The 25,174-nt window shown below is 36.4% G+C and carries 24 protein-coding genes and 1 other annotated feature; of the genes, 3 read left to right on the top strand and 21 right to left on the bottom strand.

What is annotated here, in order from left to right:
• Positions 1 to 59: 59 nt before the first annotated feature.
• The 5 genes from rarD to QUG14_RS00330 form a co-directional block, all read right to left on the bottom strand.
• A complete protein-coding gene (gene rarD, locus QUG14_RS00350) occupies positions 60 to 989 on the bottom strand; it encodes an EamA family transporter RarD (protein WP_289338439.1) in 930 nt (309 codons plus the stop codon).
• Between the two features lie 248 nt (positions 990 to 1,237).
• A complete protein-coding gene (locus QUG14_RS00345; RefSeq protein ID WP_289338438.1) occupies positions 1,238 to 1,987 on the bottom strand; it encodes a hypothetical protein in 750 nt (249 codons plus the stop codon).
• Positions 1,984 to 2,484, bottom strand: a complete 501-nt coding sequence (locus QUG14_RS00340; protein ID WP_289338437.1) for an RNA polymerase sigma factor — start codon at positions 2,482 to 2,484, stop codon at positions 1,984 to 1,986. The genes QUG14_RS00345 and QUG14_RS00340 overlap by 4 nt, the downstream gene beginning before the upstream one ends.
• Positions 2,485 to 2,741: 257 nt before the next feature.
• On the bottom strand, positions 2,742 to 3,503 hold the full coding sequence (locus QUG14_RS00335) for a TerC family protein (protein WP_289338436.1): 762 nt from the start codon (positions 3,501 to 3,503) through the stop codon (positions 2,742 to 2,744).
• A gap of 28 nt (positions 3,504 to 3,531) precedes the next feature.
• A complete protein-coding gene (locus tag QUG14_RS00330; protein ID WP_289338435.1) occupies positions 3,532 to 3,969 on the bottom strand; it encodes a MarR family winged helix-turn-helix transcriptional regulator in 438 nt (145 codons plus the stop codon).
• Positions 3,970 to 4,142: 173 nt separating this feature from the next.
• Here QUG14_RS00330 and QUG14_RS00325 point away from each other — a divergent pair, with 173 nt between their 5' ends.
• Positions 4,143 to 5,564 carry a Na+/H+ antiporter NhaC family protein gene (locus QUG14_RS00325; RefSeq protein ID WP_289338434.1) on the top strand — a complete coding sequence of 474 codons (1,422 nt, stop codon included), beginning with the start codon at positions 4,143 to 4,145 and terminating at the stop codon, positions 5,562 to 5,564.
• Positions 5,565 to 5,741: 177 nt separating this feature from the next.
• On the opposite strand, the gene QUG14_RS00320 is transcribed toward QUG14_RS00325, so the two are convergent.
• The 6 genes from QUG14_RS00320 to QUG14_RS00295 all read right to left on the bottom strand — a co-directional run bounded on the left by QUG14_RS00320 (position 5,742) and on the right by QUG14_RS00295 (position 12,526).
• Positions 5,742 to 5,900, bottom strand: a complete 159-nt coding sequence (locus QUG14_RS00320) for a hypothetical protein (protein ID WP_289338433.1) — start codon at positions 5,898 to 5,900, stop codon at positions 5,742 to 5,744.
• Positions 5,901 to 5,983: 83 nt separating this feature from the next.
• Positions 5,984 to 7,234 carry an ATP-binding protein gene (locus QUG14_RS00315; protein WP_289338432.1) on the bottom strand — a complete coding sequence of 417 codons (1,251 nt, stop codon included), beginning with the start codon at positions 7,232 to 7,234 and terminating at the stop codon, positions 5,984 to 5,986.
• A gap of 164 nt (positions 7,235 to 7,398) precedes the next feature.
• A complete protein-coding gene (gene guaD / locus QUG14_RS00310; protein ID WP_289338431.1) occupies positions 7,399 to 8,757 on the bottom strand; it encodes a guanine deaminase in 1,359 nt (452 codons plus the stop codon).
• Positions 8,758 to 8,872: 115 nt separating this feature from the next.
• Positions 8,873 to 10,513: a methionine--tRNA ligase gene (gene metG, locus QUG14_RS00305; protein ID WP_289338430.1), complete on the bottom strand. Its 1,641-nt coding sequence runs from the start codon at positions 10,511 to 10,513 to the stop codon at positions 8,873 to 8,875.
• 63 nt (positions 10,514 to 10,576) lie between these two features.
• Positions 10,577 to 10,851, bottom strand: a binding site (T-box leader).
• A 93-nt stretch (positions 10,852 to 10,944) separates the two neighbouring features.
• Positions 10,945 to 11,931 carry a phosphotransferase enzyme family protein gene (locus QUG14_RS00300; protein WP_289338429.1) on the bottom strand — a complete coding sequence of 329 codons (987 nt, stop codon included), beginning with the start codon at positions 11,929 to 11,931 and terminating at the stop codon, positions 10,945 to 10,947.
• Positions 11,932 to 11,968: 37 nt separating this feature from the next.
• Positions 11,969 to 12,526, bottom strand: coding sequence for a cysteine hydrolase family protein (locus QUG14_RS00295; protein WP_289338428.1), 558 nt, complete (start codon positions 12,524 to 12,526; stop codon positions 11,969 to 11,971).
• A gap of 246 nt (positions 12,527 to 12,772) precedes the next feature.
• Between QUG14_RS00295 and QUG14_RS00290 the strand changes: the two genes are divergently transcribed.
• Positions 12,773 to 13,540, top strand: a complete 768-nt coding sequence (locus QUG14_RS00290; RefSeq protein WP_483310690.1) for an SDR family oxidoreductase — start codon at positions 12,773 to 12,775, stop codon at positions 13,538 to 13,540.
• A 180-nt stretch (positions 13,541 to 13,720) separates the two neighbouring features.
• Here the strand turns inward: QUG14_RS00290 and QUG14_RS00285 are convergent, their stop codons facing one another.
• From QUG14_RS00285 to QUG14_RS00255, 7 genes are all read right to left on the bottom strand, one after another.
• A complete protein-coding gene (locus QUG14_RS00285; RefSeq protein WP_289338426.1) occupies positions 13,721 to 14,782 on the bottom strand; it encodes an LLM class flavin-dependent oxidoreductase in 1,062 nt (353 codons plus the stop codon).
• A gap of 145 nt (positions 14,783 to 14,927) precedes the next feature.
• Positions 14,928 to 16,043, bottom strand: coding sequence for a cysteine desulfurase family protein (locus QUG14_RS00280; protein ID WP_289338425.1), 1,116 nt, complete (start codon positions 16,041 to 16,043; stop codon positions 14,928 to 14,930).
• A 213-nt stretch (positions 16,044 to 16,256) separates the two neighbouring features.
• A complete protein-coding gene (locus QUG14_RS00275; protein ID WP_289338424.1) occupies positions 16,257 to 17,408 on the bottom strand; it encodes a Ger(x)C family spore germination protein in 1,152 nt (383 codons plus the stop codon).
• Entirely contained in the window at positions 17,405 to 18,865 is a 1,461-nt protein-coding gene (locus tag QUG14_RS00270) for a spore germination protein (protein WP_289338423.1), read from the bottom strand. Before QUG14_RS00270 ends, QUG14_RS00275 begins: the two co-directional genes overlap by 4 nt.
• On the bottom strand, positions 18,831 to 19,961 hold the full coding sequence (locus QUG14_RS00265; RefSeq protein ID WP_289338422.1) for a GerAB/ArcD/ProY family transporter: 1,131 nt from the start codon (positions 19,959 to 19,961) through the stop codon (positions 18,831 to 18,833). Before QUG14_RS00265 ends, QUG14_RS00270 begins: the two co-directional genes overlap by 35 nt.
• A gap of 167 nt (positions 19,962 to 20,128) precedes the next feature.
• Positions 20,129 to 21,676 (bottom strand): argininosuccinate lyase, encoded by a 1,548-nt coding sequence (gene argH, locus QUG14_RS00260; protein ID WP_289338421.1) that lies wholly within the window; start codon positions 21,674 to 21,676, stop codon positions 20,129 to 20,131.
• Between the two features lie 160 nt (positions 21,677 to 21,836).
• The gene (locus tag QUG14_RS00255; RefSeq protein ID WP_165978996.1) at positions 21,837 to 21,992 is read right to left on the bottom strand and encodes a hypothetical protein; all 156 of its coding nucleotides are present in this window, start codon (positions 21,990 to 21,992) and stop codon (positions 21,837 to 21,839) included.
• A gap of 158 nt (positions 21,993 to 22,150) precedes the next feature.
• Here QUG14_RS00255 and QUG14_RS00250 point away from each other — a divergent pair, with 158 nt between their 5' ends.
• Positions 22,151 to 22,339 (top strand): hypothetical protein, encoded by a 189-nt coding sequence (locus QUG14_RS00250; protein ID WP_289338420.1) that lies wholly within the window; start codon positions 22,151 to 22,153, stop codon positions 22,337 to 22,339.
• A gap of 72 nt (positions 22,340 to 22,411) precedes the next feature.
• On the opposite strand, the gene QUG14_RS00245 is transcribed toward QUG14_RS00250, so the two are convergent.
• The 3 genes from QUG14_RS00245 to QUG14_RS00235 form a co-directional block, all read right to left on the bottom strand.
• Positions 22,412 to 22,771, bottom strand: coding sequence for a DUF2187 family protein (locus QUG14_RS00245; RefSeq protein ID WP_289338419.1), 360 nt, complete (start codon positions 22,769 to 22,771; stop codon positions 22,412 to 22,414).
• A gap of 69 nt (positions 22,772 to 22,840) precedes the next feature.
• A complete protein-coding gene (locus tag QUG14_RS00240; protein WP_289338418.1) occupies positions 22,841 to 24,088 on the bottom strand; it encodes a Ger(x)C family spore germination protein in 1,248 nt (415 codons plus the stop codon).
• Positions 24,063 to 25,172: a GerAB/ArcD/ProY family transporter gene (locus QUG14_RS00235; RefSeq protein ID WP_289338417.1), complete on the bottom strand. Its 1,110-nt coding sequence runs from the start codon at positions 25,170 to 25,172 to the stop codon at positions 24,063 to 24,065. The genes QUG14_RS00240 and QUG14_RS00235 overlap by 26 nt, the downstream gene beginning before the upstream one ends.
• Between the last annotated feature and the right edge of the window lie 2 nt (positions 25,173 to 25,174).

Raw genomic sequence — 25,174 nt, 5'->3', positions numbered from 1 at the left:
GTATGCCTCAGCCAAAAAGCCTATTCCCAAATAAAAAAGGTAACACAAGGTTACCTTTTCTAAACGCTTTTTACATTTGTTGCTACTGCTGAAATTTTTCGTTTTTTTATCATCTGACGTATATTGGAGATGCTGAAGATTGCCAATGCAATCCAAATGCATGTAAAAGTAATAGCATGATCCTTTGTAAAAGACTCCCCGTATATTAGTACTCCAAGAAGTAAACTAATGGTCGGAGCAATATATTGTAGCAAGCCCACAAGGTAAAGTGGAATCTTTTGTGCCCCGATACCAAACCATAAAAGAGGCAAGGCTGTAGCAATACCTGATCCTAATAAAAACAAATCATTTTTAAGAGACCCGGATGCGAAGCTATGTTGACCATTTACACCTAAATACGCTAAAAACAATAATGCAAACGGTACAATAAACAATGTTTCCAGCAGCAAGCCTAAAATGGAATCTACCTTTATTAGTTTTTTTGATAGTCCATAAAAACCGAAGGATAAGGCTAATATTAGCGCAATCCATGGGAATGTTCCAAGCGATAGCGTCATGTAAATCACACCGATTCCGGCTACCACAAAGGAACCTGCCTGCCACATATTCAATTTTTCACCTAATACAAAAAAACCTAACAATACAGCGACAAGCGGATTAATAAAGTAGCCTAAACTTGCCTCCACGATGTGATTCGAATTCACAGCAAATATGTAAACGAACCAGTTCGTACTAATTAACAGAGAAGCAAGTAAGAGACCCAGCCATGTTTTCTTCTGTTTCATTTGAACTTGAAAAAAGTTTTTTAATAGTTTTCGCTTTAAAAGTCCTACTATCAGTAAAATAAATATAAACGACCAAATGACTCGATGAGCTAAAATTTCAAGTGCTGAAACTTGATCTATAAATTTCCAGTAGATCGGTAAAACTCCCCAAAATATATATGCACCTGCCGTATAGTAAATACCTTTTGTATTCTCACGTTCCATATCTTTTTCCCCTAGTTTCTATTTTATCGTAGTTGTGAAACACGTTCTTAAAAAACACAAGTAATTATATCACACTATTCTTTTTATGCTAGGATTATTACACTTTACTAATTACTGTAAAATATTACGATTACCAAAATAAATTAAAACTCGCAGCATATTTGCAGCGAGTTGTCCCGTTTATTATCCAGTTCACTCTTCATCTAAAGCCTCAATAAACTCAATAAGTTCATCAAGTCAGTAAGACGTTAATCATTTTTGGATGAATCTTTCTCTACATTTTTCGGTTGAATTGGTTTGTTTTCTAATATAGTTTCTACTTCTTCATATCCTTCTAGAAAAGCAAAGTTATATCTTGCTGGAAGCGCGAAAACATATTCATTATTTTGTCCCAGCATTTTTGGCCCAATCGGTGCTGCACCAATATGAAATTCCCCCTTTTCTAATGAAGACCATTGTTTAAGAGTAAAAATCATAATCGGAATATCTTGTCGCGGTTTTGCCTCCGTCCATTCAGGATGTCTTATTAAAAGGATTTTACCATTTTCCATTTGTTTTTGATCAGGAGCTATACCTTCCCAAGAATCCGCTACAATTTGGTAGCCCTCCCAACTTTTTGGTAATGTAAAAGTAAATCCAAATTCAGCATTTTCATAAAGATTTACTTCAGGTTCATTTTGATCCGTATCCTCTTTATCAATGTTTTTATCTACTGTAGTTTCTCCTTTACCTGGTTGCCCTTGTTGATTTGAATTCAGACCCAATATCGGAATAGTAAGAATGGCGAATAACAAAAATGCAGCAATACTTGCTAAACCTATTGAAATCTTTTTCATTTTTACAGTTCTTGTTTTCTTCTTATCATATGAACTTGCAAATTGTATTAGGTTTTCATGAATGATATCTTGGGTTTCTTTCGTAAATTTCCTATCATAATCTGGTTCTGGTAATGTTCGAATTTTATTCTCTAAATCATCAAACTTTTTATTCCTTTTCATTGAGAAAATCCTCCTATAGTTTTTTGTAGTGACTTTAACGCACGATGATAGGTAGTTCGAACCTTATCTTCTTTCCAATTTAATACGGAGGCTGTTTCAGATACTGAAAGTTCTTTAATCCCTCTAAGGATGATAACATCACGATAATTTGCTTTTAGTGATTGAATCGCTTGATAGAGTAATTTGTTATTTTCATTGAGTTGAAGAATTTTCTCAGGTGTTTCCTTATCCAATTGCTCATCCCGGAACCAAATCATTTGTTTCATCCTTAGACGCTTCCTTTTTCTCATTTCATCTATTCCCACATGACGCGCAATTGAAATAAGCCAGGTCTTAGGGCTAGCTTTTTGCTGATACGTATCAAAACCTTTAATGGCTCGGATAAAAACTTCCTGCACCAGATCTTCTACATCGCTTGACCCGATGTAATAAACTAAAAAATGGTATATGTCTTTGTTGTACAAGTAATACCACTCCGAGATTTTGTTGCTATTCATCCGCTGGTCAACTCCATTTTTCCTCCAATTTTTTATACTCATAAATTAGTCGAATCAGAGGAATATTTATGTCACTTTTTATAACTTTTATTAAAGATTAATTTCCATCCATGCTTTATCCTCTTTTTGGGCAAAAAAAAGAAGCTTGAAATATCAAGCTCCGCTCAATCATCCTTTATTGTTGGCCCTAATATAACCCTTTTCATATGTCATTTCTCTTAAAAATGAGTGCAGCTTTTTCGGTTAATAACACCATCTTAATGAGAGTACTTTTCTGCTCTCGATTTACGAATATAATGAATAATGAATGTCACAATAAATGATAAAACCAAGAAGCCGATAAAAATTTCGTTCGCAATATGAATATTCACCAACGTTAATCCCATTTTAATCGCAATAAAAGAGATCAAAATGTAGGCCGTTGTTTCAAGCTCAGGCACCCTGTCCATTAATGCGATAAAGAATGTTGCCACACCCCGCATAAGTAGTATCCCAATCATTCCTCCGAGTAAGATGACCCATACATCTTCAGATACTGCGAGTGCGGTCAAGATGCTATCAACTGAAAAGGCTAAATCCATTAGTTCTACACTAATCACCGTTGCCCAGAAGAAACCAAATGTTTTCACTAACCAGCCCTTTGGCAGTACTTGTCCTTCCCCATCTCCTGCTTCCTTGTGAAGTAGCTTATCTTTAAAGAATTTAACTGCTAGCCATAACAAGTATAGGGCTCCGATTAATTTAATCCACCATAATTTGATTAAAAAAGTTCCTAATCCGATAAAGATGAATCGGAATATATATGCACCCCAGAGTCCATAAACCAATGCCTTCTTTTGCTGCTCCTTTGGTAATGGCTTTACAAACGCAGATAATACTAAGGCATTATCCGCTGATAAGATACATTCGAGTACGGCTAAAGAAAGGATTAACCCCCAAGCTTTTGGTGAGGTCAACACCTCCGCCCACATCTGCCAATCTAGCATCGATGCATAGGTTGAAACAATTCCTTCCCACATTAGGCATTTCTCCTTTTGTATTTATCGTTTAGTCCATTTTTTCCAGCAATTTATTCAACTTATTGAGACCATTAATGATATCTTTCAGTGAATCGTCTGTTTCCCCTTGAATAGAAAGCGATATTTTCTCAATTAATCCTTGATTAATCTCTTCAACAACACTATTTCCCTTTTCTGAAAGAGCTACTTTGACCACTCTCTCATCGCCTTCATCTCTTACCCGGACGATAAATCCTTTACTTTCAAGCTTTTTACACATCGTAGAAATGTTAGTTCCGGCAATATGCAGCCGGGAGGCTAAGCTGCCAATCGTATGAGAACCGTGCTGCTGTATTTCTAATAGGATTCTACCTTGCAATGTGGTTATCCCATGGTGATCACACAAAGTGTTAATTAAATTATTCGTTCGTTCATTTATTTGCCTGGTATAACTCCAGATGATATTTTTAAATTCAATTACATCCATGGTTACCTCCCATTAACTATAGTTAATAATATATATGATTTATATATATTATATTTTATATATACTTATCTTTCAAATGATAGTCTTTTCTGAATATTAGTTTGACCATTTTTTATGAGTATTTATGTGAAGGAGTTCAAACAATAACGGTATTAAATAGTAGGAGGAAGAACATGGAACATACTTGGCTTTCTCTCATACCCTTTCTTATCGTCATTGCCATGTCGATTTGGCTAAAAAATATTTTACCTGGTCTTGTCGTAGGTCTTGTTGTAGGTTCATTGATTTTCACTTCAAGTTTATTAGATGGAACAATCCAAAGTGTTACCTATATGGTCACTACCCTGTCAGATGAGACGAATATTAAAATTATCGGATTTCTCTACTTATTTGGTGGTCTTGTGGGGATGATGAATATTTCAGGTGGGATTAAAGGTTTTTCTGAATGGGTTGGGACGAAGATTAAAAATGAGCGTGGATTACTTGGATTGATCTGGCTTACCCTCCCTTTTACCTTTATGATGCCGATGTTTCGGATTATGATGATTGGACCTGTCGTTAAATCGCTTGCAAAAAAAATGAATGTCTCAAAGCAAAAAGTTGGACTGACAATGGATATATCAACAGAGTCGGTCATTGTCCTCTTACCAGTTGCGACCGCATTTGTTGGTTTCATGGTTTCCTTAGTAGAAGGCAGTATTCGAGATTTGGATTTTGGTATGTCGCCGTATGAAGTGTTTTTACTAAGTATTCTGTTTAACTTTTTTGCGATTACCACGCTAGTCATTGGATTGATCCAAACCTTTTGGAATCGTAGTGAGAGGGATCCGAATGTAAAAGGTGTCCAAGAGCAGCTGGAAGAAGAAGAGCATGAATTTCACCGGATTGGGATTAAAAAAGAATTGTCGATGGTAAAAGCACAACCGTGGAATTTAATTGTACCTGTCTTTTTACTTCTAGGACTTTCACTATTTCTATTGTGGCAGGATGGTAAAAGTAAAGGAGCAAAAACGGTATTCGATGCCTTTTCTATCGCAGATGCTACCTTTGTTATGCTATTAGCAGTTTTTATCACACTGATCCTATCGTTCATTTTTTATATTATAAGACGGCAACATCTTAGTGAGCTATTGTACCATTTTTATGATGGCGGGAATCAGATGATGGAAGCGATTAGTCTGCTCGTGCTGATTTGGTCCTTAACCCTATCAGCAGAGGACCTGGGTTTTTCCTCCTTTATTAGTTCAACCTTAGGTGCATTCTTACCAGCATGGTTAACTCCAGCAACGATCTTCCTACTCGGCTCGGTTGTAGGCTACTTTATTGGTTCATCATGGGGAACTTGGGGTTTGTTTATGCCATTAGGCGTTTCATTGGCAGTCTCAACTGGAGCTTCCATTCCTTTAACTGTGGGTGCAGTATTTGCAAGTGGGGCTTTCGGGGCATTGGCTTCCCCTTTAGGAGATACCACCATTACGACTGCTTCCATTATGGATTTACCGATTGTTGAATATGCTCGGTATAAATTGAAGGTTTCTGTGATCGGAGGGGTAATTTCAATATTTTTCTATTTGGCTGTTGCCTTCTTTATTTGATCTATCTACACAAAATGACTCGATATCTACAATTATAAGATAAACACAAGTGCCAATTCACGTTTTCGGTTACTTTCATAATGAAGGGCATATTATGGCAGGTGGTATTCACACTTGCCATATTCTTATACTTAAATTTATTAGAAGCCAAAAATAAAAAACCACTCATGTGGTTTTTTATTTTTGCATGGCTCCTGCCTCTCGAGACGTCATAGCACCTTGTCCCTGGCCTACATCTCTTTTAATTTCTTGCTTTACCTTTTGTGCATCTGTTCCGGCAAATTCTTGCTTCATAATAGAACCTACATTTTGTTTAGCTAGTTGATTTTGTTGCATTCTAGTCCTCCTCAAATATGGGTGTAACAATCTTATTATGCACAAAAAGTTAAAAGCCCAGTTCCACATAACTGAGCCATTATTTAGGTTATTTGGGGTAAAAGAATAAAAATTTCTGTCCCAATACCTTTTTTGCTGTTCACTTGTATTTTCCCTTTGAAAGAATGGATAATTTGAAAACTTACCATCATTCCTAATCCTGTCCCATTTTCCTTTAAGGAATAATACGGAGACCCTAGCATATCAATTTGCTTTTTTGTCATACCAATTCCTTGGTCCTTAATGGTAATCTTAATATATCCATCATACGTTGATGTACACGTAATCCAAACAATTCCACCAGTCGGCATAGACTCTATCGCGTTTTTCAAAATATTAATCACAGACTGGTTCAATTTTTGAGGATTAGCATAAATCCAGCAGTTATCAATAAGATCCGTTTTAATCTCAACATTACGGTTAAGTGTATAACTTTGAATGATATTTACTACACGTTTTAACTGATACCCTACGTCGATTCTTTCGTTGTTATTCATTGATGGTTTTCCAAAGAATAGAAAATCATTAATAATTTCATCTGCACGGTCTAATTCTTCTAGGGATATTTGGATATATTCCTTCTTTTTATCAGGAAGATCAGGCTCGTCTAGAAGTTGTAGAAAGCCACGAGTCACTTGCATCGGATTTCTAATTTCATGAGCGAAGACACTTGTTAACTCACCTATTACTCGTAATTTTTCCGTATTTTGCATCTCTAATCGCAGCTGGTGTATCTCCCTGATTGCTTCAATTAACATCGTGAAGCACCAAGTCACAACCACTGCAAAAATAAGATGAATAATCGGAACGATAAGATACTCTAAGGAAAAACCTCTTAGAATACCGAACATTGTTAGGCCAATAAGGCAGTAATAAAAGGAAAACGTTACAGCAATTTTTACCCTTATATCTTTTTTCGAACTTGCAAACTTTTTTTGAAACAATAACATAACAGGCAGTGTTAATAATAAGGCAGCAACAGTATTATAGAATCCTAAATCTACTCCAAAATAGAGTCGATAAAGGATGATTAGTACTGATAGAAAAATCCCTGGCAAAAATCCGCCATATAACGTCCCCAATAAAAGCGGAATAATTCTTAACTCCAAACGAGCATTTTGACCAAAAACTACTGGAAAGGACATGCATGCTATTATTGATATTCCCCATAAAATGGTCATGATTACTTTTCTATTTTTATCATTCTCTACCCTCTCTGTAATAAATGTATAGTAAATAAATATGGGTATTAGCATAAACGTAAGCTGCAGCAAAAAATCCTTTATTATACTCATTTTCTTTACCTTTCATATCTCTTCATCTGAATCCTTTAATAATGACATTATACTTTAAAATTACCATAATTTGTCGACTTTTATTTTCCAAAAAAAGCCTATCAAATTATTGCAGAACTTGATAGGCATCTATACAACATTTAGAAACCGAACCTGTTAAAATACTAGCGTGAATGTACTTTTACACCTTGCACCCAAACTTCACAGATATTTTCTGGACGAACTAAATACATGATTTTTTGGAAGACGTCATTTAAATCCTCATTTTCTGTATAGATAGGAAGTTTTGCTGTTGCTACAGTTGTATCGATGATTTGAACATCCCATGCATAGTTTTCTGTTAAGCGGCCGATTGGCATGCTTAAGCTTTCTCCTCCGCCGGCAGTTGCAAAATAGAACGCCTCATTAATCGTAATGCGTGAATTTGGAACACCTCGTTCATCAGCCGGAAGCGTGGTATTCACACCATCCTCTAGCATTCTTGAAGAAATAACTGCTTGCCTGGCATTATCATAAAGACTAGGTGAGAAACCGCCTGAAATGTCGGATCCCAAACCAATCTCTACCCCTTTTGAATGCAAATGAGCGATGGGAATCACGCTATTGGCAAAGTAAGCATTTGAGATGGGACAGTGGCAAACAGCCGTACCGGTTTCACGAAATAAATCGGCGTCTTCATCATTTAAGAAATTGCAATGCGCCATCACCGACTTTTCACGTAGAAGTCCAAAATCATGTAAAGCGAAGGCATCATTTTTTTGGAAACGATCTTGGACATAGCCATGCTCCCAATCACTTTCACTACAGTGCGACTGAATATAAGTATCATATTTGGCCGCTAACTCCCCCAAACCTCTCAAGGCATCGTCCGTACAACTTGGGATAAAGCGTGGTGTAACAACAGGGTAAACACCTTGTTTCGTTTTTCGAGATAAGTCATTGACTGCCAAAATGAATTCTTCGGTATCCTTTAATGCCGTTTGCGTATTAACATCTCGGTAAATTTCTGACGTTTGGTCAGGATTATCCATAACCACCTTCCCCACTAAACCGCGCTGACCCTTTTCCGCACAAATTTGTGCTAGTAATAGGCTTGCTTCTTTATGAACCGTAGCAAAATAAAGTGCCGTTGTTGTGCCGTTTGCGAGAAGCGTACTAACGCCATCTTGGTAGACTTTTTGGGCAAAATCCAAGTCTGAGAATTTTGCTTCTAGTGGAAAAGTGTATGTGTTTAGCCAATCATACAGGGGAATATCCAATGCCGTCCCTGTTTGTGCCCATTGCGGTGCATGAACATGCAAATCAACAAAACCCGGTAATATATATTGACCTTCTTTTAATCGCTGAAGTTTATCCTGGTTAACATCTAGAATCGTTTGATATTTCGCGTCTTCAGGGGCTACTACCTTTTCAATCCTTCCACTTTCATTCACACAAAAAAGATGATCTTTTAAGATATATATTTCTATTGGAGACTTACTCATAAAAGCAGTCCCCTGAAAAACCCGCGTAAAGTTATTCATGAAATTCACCCTAAGTTCATAGTTTTTTTACTATTTGATAGTATATGGTATTTAAGTTGGTAAGTCTATCTTGCTGGTTTTGTTCAATTTACGGTATTGGATAACTAGTTATCCTTTATCCTATATCCGTTTGCATGTTTAACCTTTCTAGTTCTTCCTGAATCCTAACAGGCTCAATTCGTTCAAACAATGGTTCCACATTCGATAAATGCTGCGATTTAACCGAAAACGCTCTCCATTGGCTTTCGGTTGTGTTTATCATTCCCATGACTTTTTTGCTTGAAAAAGGAAGGAACGGGGTAAGGATATGAGCTAAATTTCCAATAAGATAAACGCAATCTGCCAATGTTTGTTTGCACGATTCCGTATCATCCTTTATTTGTTTCCAAGGTTGTTGTTCATCAAAGTACTTATTCGAAAATCTAACGATCTCAAATATTTTTTCTAATCCTAGTTTGAATGAACCATTTTCAATACAATACCCTACTTCCTTGTATAACGTATTTATTTTATCCTGGATATTTGAAGATATATCCTTTTCAGGAAGAACACCATCAAAGGATTTTTGAATAAATTTTAAGGTACGATTTACGAAGTTTCCATACGCCCCTAATAGTTCACTATTATGGCTGTATATGAATTCTTTCCAAGAAAAATCAGCATCTCGGTTCTCAGGTGCATTAATGGTTAAGAAATAGCGTATGGAATCTGGTTCGTATCGATCTAGTATATCTGGAACCCAAACAGCCCAGTTTTTACTTGTAGATAATTTTTTCTTTTCTAAAGTTAAATACTCATTTGAAACAATATGTGTTGGTAATGGCTCTATTTCAAGACCAGCAAGAATCCCAGCCCATATGATTGAATGAAATGGTATATTATCTTTCCCATGAATATAATAAGATTTAGCTGTAGAATTCCAAAAGATAGAATCATCATTACTTGTTTCCTTCTCCCACAGTTTACTTGCTGTATAGTATCCTGAGACCGCCTCAATCCAAACGTAGATTTTCTTATCTTCATATCCAGCAACCGGAACACTTACCCCAATAGGTAAATCTCTTGAAACAGCTCTATCTTGAAGACCTTCCTTTAGGTACCGTTTAGTAAGAGAAATGGCATTCTCTCTCCAAAAATTCTTATGTTCCGCTTCTTGAGTATAGTTTTCCAAAAGAGTTTGGTAAGAGCTTAAAGAAAAGTAAAAATGCTCTGTAAATCTTGTAGTAGGTTCGTTTCCACAAATTTTGCATTTTCTTTCAAGTAATTCAAGCGGTTCTAAAATGGTTGAACAATGATCGCATTGATCCCCACGCGAAGGCTCTTTGCAAACAGGACAAATGCCTTCAACATAACGGTCAGGTAAGAACTGTTCACAGTGATCGCAATAAGTTTGTTCGATTTCCTTTTTGTAAATTAATCCTTTTTCAAGTAACCCTAAAAATATCTCTTGGACAATTTCATGATGATGTTCTGTATCGGTTCTGGTATAAGTGTCGTATGAAAATCCTAATTTTGAAAAACAATCTTCAAATTCTTTATGGTAACGATCTGCAATCACTTTTGGTGAAACACCTTCTTGTTTCGCTCTAACTGTAATCGGTGTTCCATTGCAATCGCTGCCTGATACATATAAAACCTTCTCACCTTTTAATCGGTAATATCTCGCAAGAATGTCCCCAGGTAACAAACTTGAAATATGACCTAAATGCAATGAGCCGTTCGCATATGCCCATGCTCCGCCAATAAAAATACTCATAACTAAAAACCTCCGACTATAAATTTATTTTGGAACACAAAAAAACCTCGCTTAACTGTAATAGTTAAGGACGAGGTTTGAATTTCCCACGCGGTACCACCTTAATTCGCAAACGGTTCACACCATTTGCCTCAACAAGTACGGAGTATCAATTCCTACTTTTATACTGTGACATTGATAACGAGTGCCAAAACTCGTCGTATCCTACTAATACAATAAGTATGTTCAGTACGAAGCTCAGAGACCATTGTTCAAATGAATGCTTTTGCTTCTTTTCAGCTGCCGAAGCTCTCTGGTGAAAAACAAGTCATTTTACTTTTTCTCTTCATTGCCTTTATTTGATAATTAACAATAGTCTATTCAATAATCTTTCTTGAGTCAATATTTTATTTACAATTTACGCCAAACTATCCCTTGCCATTAAGGCAAGATTATTCTATTTCCGTCCCAAAACAAGAAGATTTGTTTTTCATATTCTTTGCCAATTTTTCTCTTAAATTTGTTAACCATTGGGGCTCATTGTCCCACTTTTCTTTCATTGATACTAATATCCGGACATAACCATATAAATTAGCAAATCGTCTACAAGCTGGAATTAATGACATCATATCGTCCGAGATATCATATTCACTACGATATCCGTCCATAAAACTTTGTTTTATCAAGGGGAAAGTTTCAGGTGATATAGATTCTCTTAAACTATCAAGTGCTTGCTCAATATCCATCACATACCAGTGGTACATGGAATCGTCAAAATCAATCACGTTACAAGAATGAGACTTTTCATCATAAAATACATTATCCAATTCAAAATCATAATGAATCAGTCCAAAATTGCTTTTCGTGATAGGAATTGAATCAAAATAATGTTTTAGTAATTTCATTTCCTCTAAAGCGGATGTTTCAAGTGGAAAATCCATTAGAACCTTTTTCATCCAATTTAACGCGTCACTGTATGACCATCTCTTGAATCTCTCAGGTTCATACTCACTTGTTAACTGATGAAGTTTACCTAGTGCTTTACCATAATTGAATATAATTGTATTACTTAAATCCGTTTCAGCTATTTGTATACCTGAAACTCTTTTAAATACTGAAGCATAGTATTCGCCCCAGGGAGTTTGTTTTTCTACAAGTTCCTCTCCATTTTTGGATGGAACCGACTCTAAAACTCCATATTGGTTGGAACGCAAGTAAGAAATAAATTCAAGTTCTGCTAATATATTTTCTCGGCACTTCTCTGAATTGGGTGAAAATCTCAAAAGTTGTGGTTTACCTTGAACCCGAAATGGATAAATAGCGTTTGAGGATATTCTGTAATACTTAAACAATTCAAGAGAGTCTTTATCAAATTCCCAATTTTTTAATAACATTTCTGCTAATTCGACATTATTAAATAGATATTTTAATTTCAACATACCCTTAGCCCCTTACTACTCTAATCGACCTTTAAATCTATCTGTAGTTATTATGAATAGGTTCAAACAAATCTTCGTCACTTTTTCGAACAACTGCAAAATTTTCTACATTATAATGCCCATGTAATGTTTTATTATGATGACCTATGATTTGTTCAGCAGTTAAAACGGATGAATCTCTAGTTGAATGACCATCTGCTACTAATGTTACATCAAAACCATTGATTGTAGCAGTTCTCACTGCCGAATCAATGCAATATTCGGTTTGACATCCCATGATGACTAGGTGTTCAATTCCCTTGTCTTTCAAGTAAGCTAGCAAAGGTGTACCATGAAATGAATTTGTTGCTTTTTTATCAAATATCATTGATAAGGGTGGGACGTTAATATTCTGGTGGACTTGGAACCCTTCACCTTCACCGCCACCAACATCCGTATCTCTCACAAAAGCCACTAATGCATCCGATTCTTTTGCCTTATCTATTACTAGGTTAATATTATTCAAGAGTTGTTCTTTTTTAAATACACTACTCTCATTTTCATTTCCCTCGATTAATTCCTGCTGGGCATCAATTACGAGTAAAGCTTGTTTCACTTGTAACTCCCCTTTCATTTGGTAAATTAGTTTTTTTGAAGATGTACTTCATAGATCTATTTTAGTACATCGAATACAAGACCATCTCTCCTTTAAAATCATAACTTACTGGTATCTATTTCTACGTTCCACTCAAACAATCCTTTTTATTGATAACATATCAGAAGGTTAAGTTTCTTAATGCTTGAATATTATTGATCTCGAATGAATATTAAAATACGATGACAAATGAGGAAAACAGGAGGGGTGTACTTGAAGGTATTAATAACTGGTGCGACGGGACAGTTAGGTTTAGCTTTATTAAAACAACTGAAAAATACGGACTATCAGGTCAAAATAACCTCGAGAAGAAAACCTCAGAACATAAATCAATTTGAATGGGTATATAGTGATTTTTCGACTGGTGAAGGTTTAAAAGATGCCATAACCGATATTGATGTTATCATTCACGCAGCCACAAGTCCTATGAAGGATTCAAAAAACGTTGATGTTATTGGTTTCGGTAAGTTTTTGGATATGAACCTGCAAATAAAACATTTCATTTATCCATCCATTGTTGGAATTGAAGATATACCGATGAATTATTATAAGTATAAATATCAGGCAGAAGAACTATTAATAAATAGTTCTGTACCACACACAATCATACGTGCAACACAATTTCATAGTTTTATTGAAAATTCACTACTATCCAAACCACTTTTTAAAAAATACTTTGTTCCTGGAGATTTTAAATTTCAAACTGTGGATACCAGTGAATTTGCAGCTCATTTAATTCAGTTGATTGGCGATGTTCCAAAGGGAAAAATAAATGACTTTGGTGGACCAGAAATACTAACATTAAGAGAAATGGCAGAGTTGAAAATTAAGGTAAATAATGAATCAAATAAAGTAGCAAATCTCTCTTTTCCTGGAAAACTTTATAGGGCTTTTTTAAAGGGAAAGAATACAAATGAACAGCAAAAATTAGGAAAAATAACATTTGAAGAATATCTGAGAAATAAGGGAAAATAAAGGGGAATACAAAAAATTGTTACTCAACCTTTGCTCTTTAACAAAATTCGGGCATAATTCACCTCGAATTGTGACCGCAGATATGTATCATTCTGAAATTGGGTAACAATCCACCCCGGATTGTTACCCAATTATTATTCATTGTCCATTTAAGGGAACAATCCCTTTGAAATGAAAGCACTATAAATTTCTTTCGTTTTCCTTTTCCCACTTAGCCACTTCTTCACGTACGATTGGTGCTACTTCTTTCCCCAACAATTCGATGGACCTCATAACATCCTCATGCGGCATGGTTCCAACAGGACAGTGGAGCATAAAACGTGTGATACCTACATTTTTACGCAAGTTAATGATTTTCTCGGCAACGGTTTGTGGATCACCTACGTACAAGGCACCATGTAGACTACGAGCAGCATCAAAGGTATTTTGGTCATATCTTCCCCACCCACGCTCACGTCCAAGCTTGTTCATCGCCTGTTGGGTAGACGGGAAAAATTTTGTTGCCGCTTCATCCGTGGTTTCGCCAACAAACCCATGTGAATGGGATGCAATTGGCAGCTTGGAAGCATCATGACCAGCATGTTCCGCTGCTTTTTTATATAACTGAACAAGTGGTGCAAAATGCTGAGGACTTCCACCTATGATAGCTAGCACAAGTGGCAATCCGAGCAAGCCTGCTCGAATGACAGATTCTTGATTGCCGCCGCTACCTATCCACACTGGCAGTGGATCCTGAACCGGTCTTGGATATACTCCCAAATTATTGATTGCTGGACGATGTTCACCTCTCCAAGATACTTTCTCAGACGCCGTTATTTTTAACAGCAGATCCAGTTTTTCTTCGAATAACTGATCATAATCCTTTAAATCATAGCCAAACAAAGGAAACGATTCGATGAAGGATCCCCGGCCTGCCATGATTTCAGCCCGCCCATTCGAGATTGCGTCCAGCGTGGCAAAGTCTTGAAAAACCCTTACTGGATCGTCAGAAGAAAGTACCGTAACTGCACTCGTCAGACGGATTCTGCTGGTCTGAGATGCTGCAGCCGCAAGCACAACAGCAGGTGATGAAGCAGCATAATCTTCACGATGATGCTCCCCTACTCCAAAGACATCCAGTCCTACTTGATCGGCTAATACAATTTCCTCTACCACTTCACGTATCCGTTGTGCATGACTTATGACTTTACCGGTATCAACGTCCGGTGTTGTTTCTACAAACGTGCTTAAACCTATTTCCACAAAAATTGCCCCCATTTATGTATACAAGTGTCATTATTCTATCTTAACAAGATATAACCTATATACAAAATAATTGAATTTAAAGGGACAGAATATCCTTTCTAGTTATCCTACCATGAAATCAAGATAAGATTTTTCATCATTGTTAAAAGATTTCTTTAAACCCTTTAATGACGGTATCTATTTCATCCTCCGTCGTATACCTGCCTAAACTAAATCGAATCGCACCCATTCCAATTTCTTTGGGTACGTTCATTTCCTTTAGGACTGGTGATAGTTCAATGCTCCCAGCGTGACAGGCAGAACCTGTAGAGGCGGCAAGCTGTGGGATACCATCAAGTAAGTCTTGGCCAATCCTTCTAACAAAACTCACATTCAAGGTATTTGGTAATCTTTCTTCTGGATGTCCATTTAAGACAACCTGGTCACCAAACACATCCTTTAATTGTTTCCAAAAATTATCGGTCAAATCCTTTAGCTTCGTACTTCCCATATGATTAGAAGCCATTTCGCATGCCTTCCCTAACCCAACCGCCAATAAAGTATTTTCCGTGCCTGCACGTAGTCCTTTTTCATGTCCTGCCCCGTGAATAAGCGGTTCAAGGTCCACACCATCGCGAATATACAGGGCTCCGATTCCCTTAGGTGCATAAAGTTTATGGCCAGCAATTGTTAGCATATCAACTTTTAAATTATTCACATCGACTGGAACCTTACCGACCGATTGTGAAGCATCTGTATGAAGAGTTATTCCGTATTTTTTAGCTATCTCCCCAATTTCTACAATTGGTTGTAAGGTACCTGTTTCATTATTAGAATGCATGATCGTTAGTAGAATCGTATCCTTGGTGACTGCCCTTTCTATTTCTTCAGGAGAAACTCTCCCATATTGGTCAACACTTACATAGGTGACCCTAGCCCCTACTTTTTCAAGGAACTTACATGGATTGATAATGGCAGGGTGCTCAATTCTCGAGGTAATGATGTGATTCCCTTTATGTTGATTTTTAAAATAAAATCCTTTAAGAGCAAAGTTATTAGCTTCACTTCCACCTGAAGTAAAAGTAACCTCACATGGAGAACTGCCTATTAAGTCCGAAACTTGTTTTCTAGCCTTATGTAATAACTCTTTCACCGGTTTTCCCGCCCAGTGTAGCGCCGATGGATTTCCATAATAATTATTCAAAAGGGGCTGCATCGCATCAACCACTTCAGGAGCCAACGGAGTGCTTGCATTGTAATCTAAGTAAATTTTTTGCATTCGATCATCCATTCCTTTCCGAAGATAAGCCATATATCTAGTTATTTCTTTTTCTACTAAAAAATGATTATATCGTTCTAATTTTACCATCCTCTGGTTAAATGGTGAATTCAGGAGCTACCATGTCCGAAGCAGCTCCCTTTTTTTAAAAGCCCCGAAAATTAAATAAGTTCAATAAACAACAATAAATGTAAAAACAGCCATTTTCTACTATTAAAAGCTTTTCTCCTCATATTTATAGGTATTAAAATGAAATATCTGTACATCCACTTTTACGTTTTTTAGGGAATTTTGATCTAAATAGAAGTTTGATGTTCTCATTAACTTTCGATACTGCTGCGGGTGTTCCCGATACCATTTTTCACCCACGTTTAATAGATCTGTATTTTTTTCCAGACCATCATTATAGATTCTCATTACTTTCGTTTTAATATCAGCTTCAATTAATTTGATTAAATTGTCTATGGGAATATCTTTTATCTTTTCTAGCAAATCTGCTTGTGTAGATATTTCTATCGAAAACTCTGGCGATGTCTTTCCTTTTACGTATTTTATCTTCATTTTTGGCGAACTAAGCTTAACTGCAGCTACAAGCTGTTCATCTTCCTCCACTTTTTGATCTATAGAGACACGCTTTTCTAACAGCCAATTAATATAAACAGCATCATTCATCGAAAGGTCCTTCATAAACTTTTGCTTTTGAAAAATAGCATATCCATCAAAATATAACACTGGATAGTCTTTGTCAGCCTTCCAGGTATCATGATCAATCTTTACAGAAGGCAGTTTCGCCACCCCCATCGGCTCATAAAATTCTCTTAAAAAATGCATTAACCTTGTTGGCTTTATTTCATCCTGAAACATTTCGTCAGTATTTTTTTTATAGAGAACCGTATAAACGGCTGGATAATTAAATAATGCTTTGATATTAAAAATATCTGGTATCTTTTCTTCAGTTGTTATGAGTCGCATCGTGTGCCGTAACGACCGATTTCTGCCTACTTCCTCAATTACTTCTCTAAAGCGGTGCTTGACGAGTCTTTTACTCAAGACAAGTGTTTCTACATGGCCGAAAAAAACAGGAGGCTCTGACTTTTTATATAGCTTACTTACTGCTAAATTTAGTGTTTCTCCAGATGCTGAAGCGATAAAAATTGGGATGGGTTCAATAGGTTTAGCTCCCTCTTGTTTCGCAACATTAGCGAAATTTAAGCCTTGAAGATAGGCGGTATATTCCTGTTTTTCTTCATCATAATCCAGTCCGATTGCCACTATATATGTTAAATCTTGAATATTTTTTAAACCTGAACAACCAGTAAACATTAAACATCCGGTGATAAAGGGTATAATCCACATTCTTCTCATGATTGGTCTCCACCCCTTGTTGGATCATCTGGGCTTGTGATGGTTGTTCGCGATTTATAGAATTGACGTGGAGCCATGAACAATGATTTGATAAATTCCTTCACACTGATAGATGAAACTGCTCCTATATATGGAGCTCCAAAGGATGAAATGGTGGAAAAATAAAAGGTTGTTAAAATAAAACTTATAATGACACCAAACAATCCAAAAAAAGTACTTAATAAAATTATCACGAATCGTAAGATTGTAATCGCTGTGCTTAAGTTTTGATTCACCAAGGTAAATGAAGAAATATAGGTAATAGCTGCCACTACCAGCATCGTAGGTGAGGTTAAGCCGGCACGAATGGCTGCGTCCCCTACAATTAACCCTCCTAACACAGCTACGGTTTGACCAATGGCTCTTGGCAGACGGACGCCTGCTTCATTAAATAGTTCAAACAAAAAAAGAACAATAAACATTTCTATGGGAGTTGATAAGGGCAGTCCAAAACGCGAGACTGAAATAGTCGCAACAAGTAAATATGGAACTTGTTCTATATTAAAGGCAGAAAAGGCAATCCATGCCCCAGGTAAAAAAGCAGATATAAATACACCCAACAACCTGATAATTCTTTCTAATGAAACATATGCATAACTGATGTAAGTGTCCTCAGGTGATTTGATCTGCAATAATAAATGCACTGGAGCCAAAATGACATTGGGATTCCCATCAACCAAGAGTGCAAATCGACCTTGATTCAGCGCCTGAACAATAAAGTCTGGCCTCCCGGTATAATCCATACTTGGGAAAATGGAATACGGCCTGTCTCTAACATACGCTTCAAGCTCGTAAATGCTAGTCAATATATCTAGTTCTACTTTATCTAATCTTGTATGGATTTCATCTAGAACTCTCTGATCAATTAAATCTTCTATATAGATGAGAACCACTTTTGTTCTACTTCTTTTACCAATCATGTATTTCTCTAAACATAATGACTCGGTGTTAAGTCTTCGGCGGATTAGAGAGATATTGGTTTTTATATCCTCTACAAATCCATCCTTTGGGCCTCTAATAGATGTCTCGAGAGCTGATTCTTCAGGTGTTCGTTTAGGTAAGTCACCTGCTTTAATACTTAAGAGTGCATTCCCCAATACGAATAGTACGTTTCCTTCAAAAAGCAAATCAGATAATTCATCTAATGATTTAGAGATAACCTCTTCTGCTTGAAAGAAAGATTTAAGCTTATTTTCGACAGTACCTTGTTGATGTAATCCAAGTTTTGGCAAAATATATTGATCTAAATAATGACTGTCAATTAAGCTTTCAAAAAAAATCATTTCAAATGGTTCTTTATCAGATTGGTGCACTTTACAAAGCAGGTCATCACTTTTCATAAATCGCTTTTTTAATTCTTCGCCTTTTTCCTTATACCTTCCATTACGTAGGGGATTCGAGCTTATTGTTTTTCCCATGTTGTTTTTCATCCCTTTTCTTTAATACTGAAACAATCAACGCTGATAACAGGATTTGAAGAAGGAAAAATATCATACAGACAGGTAAAAAATATTTATAGATGGCAAAATAAAAATAATAAGATTCTACTTTTATTAACATCAGTCCGAATAATATAAGATAGATGACACCAACTAGTTTCGGATTAAGTCTGTAATGTTTCATTTTCTTGGAGAAAAATGTGCCTAAAAGATACATGAATAAACCGATACGAATTAATGCTCCAGCAAGCCATTGATATAAAGCGAAAAAATCTAAATGAGAAATATACTCCCCTATGCTTAATACACGCCACTGTTCATATGCTGGATACCTAAAATGGGCAGCTTCAGTTGGGCCAAACTCCATGATTGCAGCAGAAAGGGGGCCAAAAATTAAGCCTGTTAAGGCAGTCAATAAAATAAACAAATGCTTAAATTTTATTTGTTCCTGGGAGAATGGCTGTAACAATATCACGATATAAATTTCAAGAAGTCCGGAAAGTACATAAATTACTCCTTTCAAAACAGGAACATATCCATCCACAAATATTGGAAATAAGAGACGCGGATCCTTAACAGTAGTATTTGTAAGTGCAATAAATATTCCTAATAACATAACTAGGGGGAGTAAAAGTCCGCTCGAGATTGCCATTGATTTGACACCAGCAAGAGTTACTAAGAAACATGCCAGAATGAGGATGAAACTAATGATAAAAACAGCAGTTTCACCGAGAAAGTAGGCTTTTAACCATATCATTAAGTCCCTTAAAGTAATAAAGGCACTTATAAATAAAAAAAGAATGGCCGGAATCGATAGTATAATCGATAAACTCTTTCCCAGGCGTTGCCTAATCATTTGAAAAAACCCTTCATTCGGGCTATTTTTAACAATAAAATAGATTAGCCAAAGAAATAAAAGAGAAATAGGATATGCAACAATAACGCTTACCCAACTATCCCTGCCTGCTGCCTGAAGAAGATTGGGAATCAAGATGACATGATTTAGCAATCCTGTTGAAAGAATCAGCAATAAGAATAGTTGCCGTGGAACTAAGATTTTTATTAAACTTTGCATGAGGACCACCGAATTTCATCATTTTGCTACTATTATTCACCAAAAATTTGAAATATATGTTTTTACTGGAATGAGTCCATAGTTTAGTCTTTAGATAATTTATGAAATCCGGAGCAGGCAAAATGAAAACAAGCCAGTTCAAAGGAAACTGGCTTTAATTCTAACATTTAACTATATGGCCAATCTTCCAATATAGAATTTAACTTTCGATAAGCCTCCAGAGTTTTTGTATTCGCTAACTTAAGCCAGGTTTGATGTTCATTCTGTTGTTTCTTCCTATCTGTAACCATTCTTCTTACTTCATTGCTCTCTGGACCACCCGGAAGTGAACGAACTTTTATAAAATAATCAGAATCAAGTGCTTTCCTAAGACTTTCTTCATTTAACTGTAAAGGTTTATCGATAATCACCTTTGCAGCGGCATTCACATGGGCCAATGTTACTTCATGCACTAGGGCCCCCTGGGACAGCGCCTCCTTAACAACTTTACTGACAATATGATGTGCCGTTCGAAATGAAAGTCCATCTGTTCTAACTATTGTATCCGCTAGTTCAGTGATTGTTGAAAAACTTGCTTCCGCTCGTTTACGAAGTTTTTCTACATTTACTTCTGCTGTCCCAATGACACAAGCCAGTAATCGGCACAGTTTTTCTAGCAATTCTAAGCTTTTCCATCCATAAGGCTGCATATCATCCTCGGTATCGACGATATCTCCGAATGGAGTGTTGTGGATCATATTCAAGACTGTTTGGGTATTGCCAACACATGTAGACAACAAGGAGCGTATATGCTCGAGGGATACGGGGTTGCGTTTTTGAGGCATAATCGAACTCGTTTGTACGTAAGGATCTGCCACTTTCAGGACCCCAAACTCTTGTGTACTCCATAGTAATAAATCCTGAACAAAACGACCGAGAGAGATTGCACAAATTTGCGTAGCCGTCATTACTTCAGCGATGTAATCTGCTCCGGCAATGGCATCATACGAATTTTCTATTATTCTACTAAAACCAAGCAGTTCACTCATTCTCTCCCGATTGATATTGAACCCCGTGGTCGTAAAAGCAGCTGCTCCCATTGGACTTTGATTACACTGTTGGTATGCGCACGTCAATCGTTTGAAATCGCGGTTTACCGAATCAACCACAGCTACTATATAATGGCCCAACGTAGTAGGTTGAGCCTGCTGCGTGTGAGTGTAACCAATCATAAGCGTATCTGTATGAGAACTAGCAAACTCTAATAACTCCTCTTTTAAATATAGCAATGATGTAATCGCGGTTAGGAGTCTATCTCGAAGCGCCATGCGAAACATCGTAATACACATATCATTTCGACTTCTGCCAATATGGAGATTTCCAGCAATATCACCGGTTTTTTCAAGCATTTCTCCCTCTACCTGAAAAAACAGATCCTCTACTTGACCGTTATAGTGGGAGGTTCGAATTGATTGCAGGTCAAGACTTGTAATAGCATCTGCAATTTTTTTCCCTTCAGCAAGAGAAACTAACTTCTGCTCTGTCAGCATAATCAAATGAGCTTTATTAATCATCATCATCGGCTCAAGCAAATGTTGTTTTGCTTCATGGTAGGACGGTTCCAAAACAACTTCACTAAACGTCCTCCCTGGAAAAATCTCACCTTCATCCTGAAAAATTCGTTCTCTTTGGTTCTTGTCAACTCGCTTTTTTCCATCATCCTTTAAGGCACTCATGAACGTTCTTCTCCCTTTGATTTCCCTTTTACTTTATATGTACTCAGTTCAATCTGAAAAGTACACAATTCATGAATGTGACTCCATCCGATTGTAAGAATATTAGATGGAGCCTTTATCTAAGTTACATAATATTATTATGTTTGTTTTTAAAATTCCATTAAGACCTTCCAGCTGTCATATCGTTATATGGGAGGATCAGCTTTTTCACCTTATCATAGTTCATTGAACTTATTTCTCTCATTAAGCGTGGAATCGCCTTTTCAGGGTAACCATAATCCCGAAGCAATTTTTCCATTTTTTTCATTTCTTCCATCTTGATGCCTCCAAATTCATTCTATTTTCATCTTTATAATTCCCTAATGTATGGATTAGTTTAATGGAAATATTTTTTCCAATCTTTATTTCCAGTAATCATCATGTATAGTCCAGCGTTTACTACATAACCTATTGCTGTTTAGGAGGTGAAGAATAATGTCTAACCAAAAGCAAACGAATAAAGGTGTTGCTGAAGGTATTAAAGAAACAGCGGGTGCCGCCTTTCACACTCTTCATAGTGCCTTAGAAACCACCGAGAATGTCGCTATGAATGCTGTAGATACGGCAAAAAATGTTGCAACTAATTTAACAAACAATCGAAAAGGTCAACGCAATCAAGACTAATGACTAAATGTAAAAAATCCCTTTGGCTCCAAAGGGATTTTTTATCGTTTAAATATTCATTTTGTTTACTTCTTATTTTGTTATTTTGTAATTTTTATGGTTTACAATCGTTATTAGTGGTTCATCTTTATCTTTTGAGACTCCATATTGAACCATAACCGAATTTTCCCTTACACCTGTAACCACACCTTCTAAAGAATTCCCCTCTCGTTTAAAGGAAATCTTATCGCCAACTTTTGCATTAGCCATTCTATCACCTCGACTATATATTTTCCAATAATAAGGAATTAAATACTTGTGAACCAGTGGTTTGGCAGCGGTATTCCAAGCTCTGTCAGCTATTATTGAAGCACTGAAAAAAATGGGAGAACTACAATAATAAGGGTTAGGAAAAATACCGCCATTGCACTTATTTTCTGTTTCTCCTTCCATAAGGTGACACCAAAGCCAAAAGTATAGGCCGAAATAGAGATTAATGCAAGGATAATAATTAATTGCAAACTACTGCCCCACCTTTATTGGTCTATTTGTGTCTTTCCCATAATCAACAATTTCAATCTCAGGTTTTACATGGATGTCTGCGCGAAGGTAGGATTTTTCCCAATTAAATTTTTTATATTCTTGTATGGTTCCAAAATATTTCTTAGCATATATAGGTAATGGAAAGGGTACACCTTTTAATTTTGTTTGTGTTTTTTTTAGTAAGTCCTCATTCATTTTTTCAATATGATCAGCAATATGTTTTCTTAATTTTTGTCGGTTTTTTTCTATTGCATAATTAGCCTTTGAGGGGTTCGACATAATCTCGAACTGTAAAGGGATCGTGATAAAAATCTGTGGTCTGACCCCTTTCAAATTCATTTTTATTTCATTGCCTTTTGTTTTCATGATTCTTGCTGCAATTTGTTCCTTAGAGTCCGAAAAAGGGTCCGTTAAATTCACCAAGATATCTTTTATATTCGTAGTATCATCTAGAATATTGACCGTGCGTGTTTCTTGTCCCGTTAGTTTATCGATCATGACACCCTTCTTGAACACAGCTGACCCAATAAATTGAGTATTATCTAGTTCACCGGTTGCATTCAATTCCCCTGCCATGTATTCATCTTCCATTTGAATTCTAGGATTGTTTTGTCTTATCGCTGTTGTGTACATTGCTAAAAAGAGGTCTGTCCCCCTTTCTGCAGATTGAAAATAACGGAACAGTGTAGAATCGGGAATTAGCCCATTTTCAATCCCGTGATCAACCATAAATTGAAAGTATTTGTGTGGCCTTGTTTCCATTTTTGGTTTATTTTTCAAAAAATACTGTGCTGCCTTTTCTTTAGATACAGCTAGATAGCTATTTAAGCGAATTTCCTTATCTTTTAATACTTCAAAAAATGTCGTTGTAAACATGGAGTCTCTCGCAAATTCCTCAGAGACAACAAAAATTCTTAACAATTCATAACTGATACTGCGTGAAATGACTGAATTTGCAGTTGCTTTGGCAGCAATAAAATCATTAGCGTCAAACGAGATGATCTCTCTGGCCTCTTCTGTTGAACCTCCACCGCCTTGCATACTTCCCACTTCGGGATTGGCAAGTAACATGGTTACCTTAATTTTCCCTTCCTGCTTTGAAAGATCCAATCCCAGACCAATTACATAAGATTTATCTTCAAGTTCTCCTCTATCCCAACAACCTGTTAGTAACATAACCATGACGAAAAACAACAATAATCTACATACTGTTTTTGTTTTTGGCATGTTTAAACTCTCCTTTTAATAGCGCAACCAACCAAAGGATGATGCAAATGACAGCAAACATTGGACCCGCCAAATTTTGTATTAGGGGTTTTAGCACTAATGTGACATCCATGGGTGATTCCGGAAGAATTCCAATCAGCAGATATATCGTTGTCAGCGATGGTATTAGGTATTCAAAGTCTTTAATTTTGAAGAGTCGACCGAACATAAGGGCATTAATATATATAAATGCGGTAAAACGAATAAAAGCTGTCATAATCCAAATGATGAAAAAGATGATTTCGACATTCGGTATATACTCTCCAAGGGAAATAAAGCGAATCGCTATGTGGAATGGATAAGCAATTCCTCCTAGAGACTCATCAAACACACATATAAAAATGAGTGTAGCTACACTAATTTGAATGCTGACATACACATAGGCAATCCAAGTCCCTTTTCTAAAAACTTTGTTTGACGTGACATATGGAATGATCATCGTCAGAATAAAAAAATCAGCAAAAATAGATATTTTCTGTGAACTAAACTTGATTATTTCAAGATAGCCCGGCCCCCAAAAGGGGAACATAGATTGTATATTGCTTTGTTGCGTACTAATCCCTAAAGCAATATATAAAGAGAGCAGCGAATAGAAAACAATCAGATAGGATACGGATCCGACATGTTGAAGCCCCTTTTTAGCACCATATGCACAAATAATCATTAACATGGCATAGATGATGATATTGGGCGTTGTCGTAAAATAAAACGATCGGATGATGTTGGTATATGTTCTTGTGTCAAACGAAACAGCAAACGAACTGATCATAAATATTACAAGACAAACGATGAAACCAAGATATTTACCAAATAATTTTTTTATCACGGAAAACAAATCTTTATCTTGATACAAAGACATCGTCTTTATTAGTAAAAAAAGAGGGATAAAGACAATTACAGCCGATAAGAGCGGAATCATCCACGCTGCATTTTGCACCTTACTATACAGGATGGCTGGTGTATCTTCAGTGGCTTTCGCCCCAACCATTAAAATAGCGATGGAAACAAGTTCACGAATTCCAAGTTTTCCAGGTTGCTGATTCATAT

Origin of the sequence: Neobacillus sp. CF12, assembly GCF_030348765.1 — a bacterium.
Lineage (GTDB): Bacteria > Bacillota > Bacilli > Bacillales > Cytobacillaceae > Neobacillus.
The sequence above is the reverse complement of the archived record's forward strand: the minus strand, read 5'-3'. Positions and strand labels throughout refer to the sequence as shown.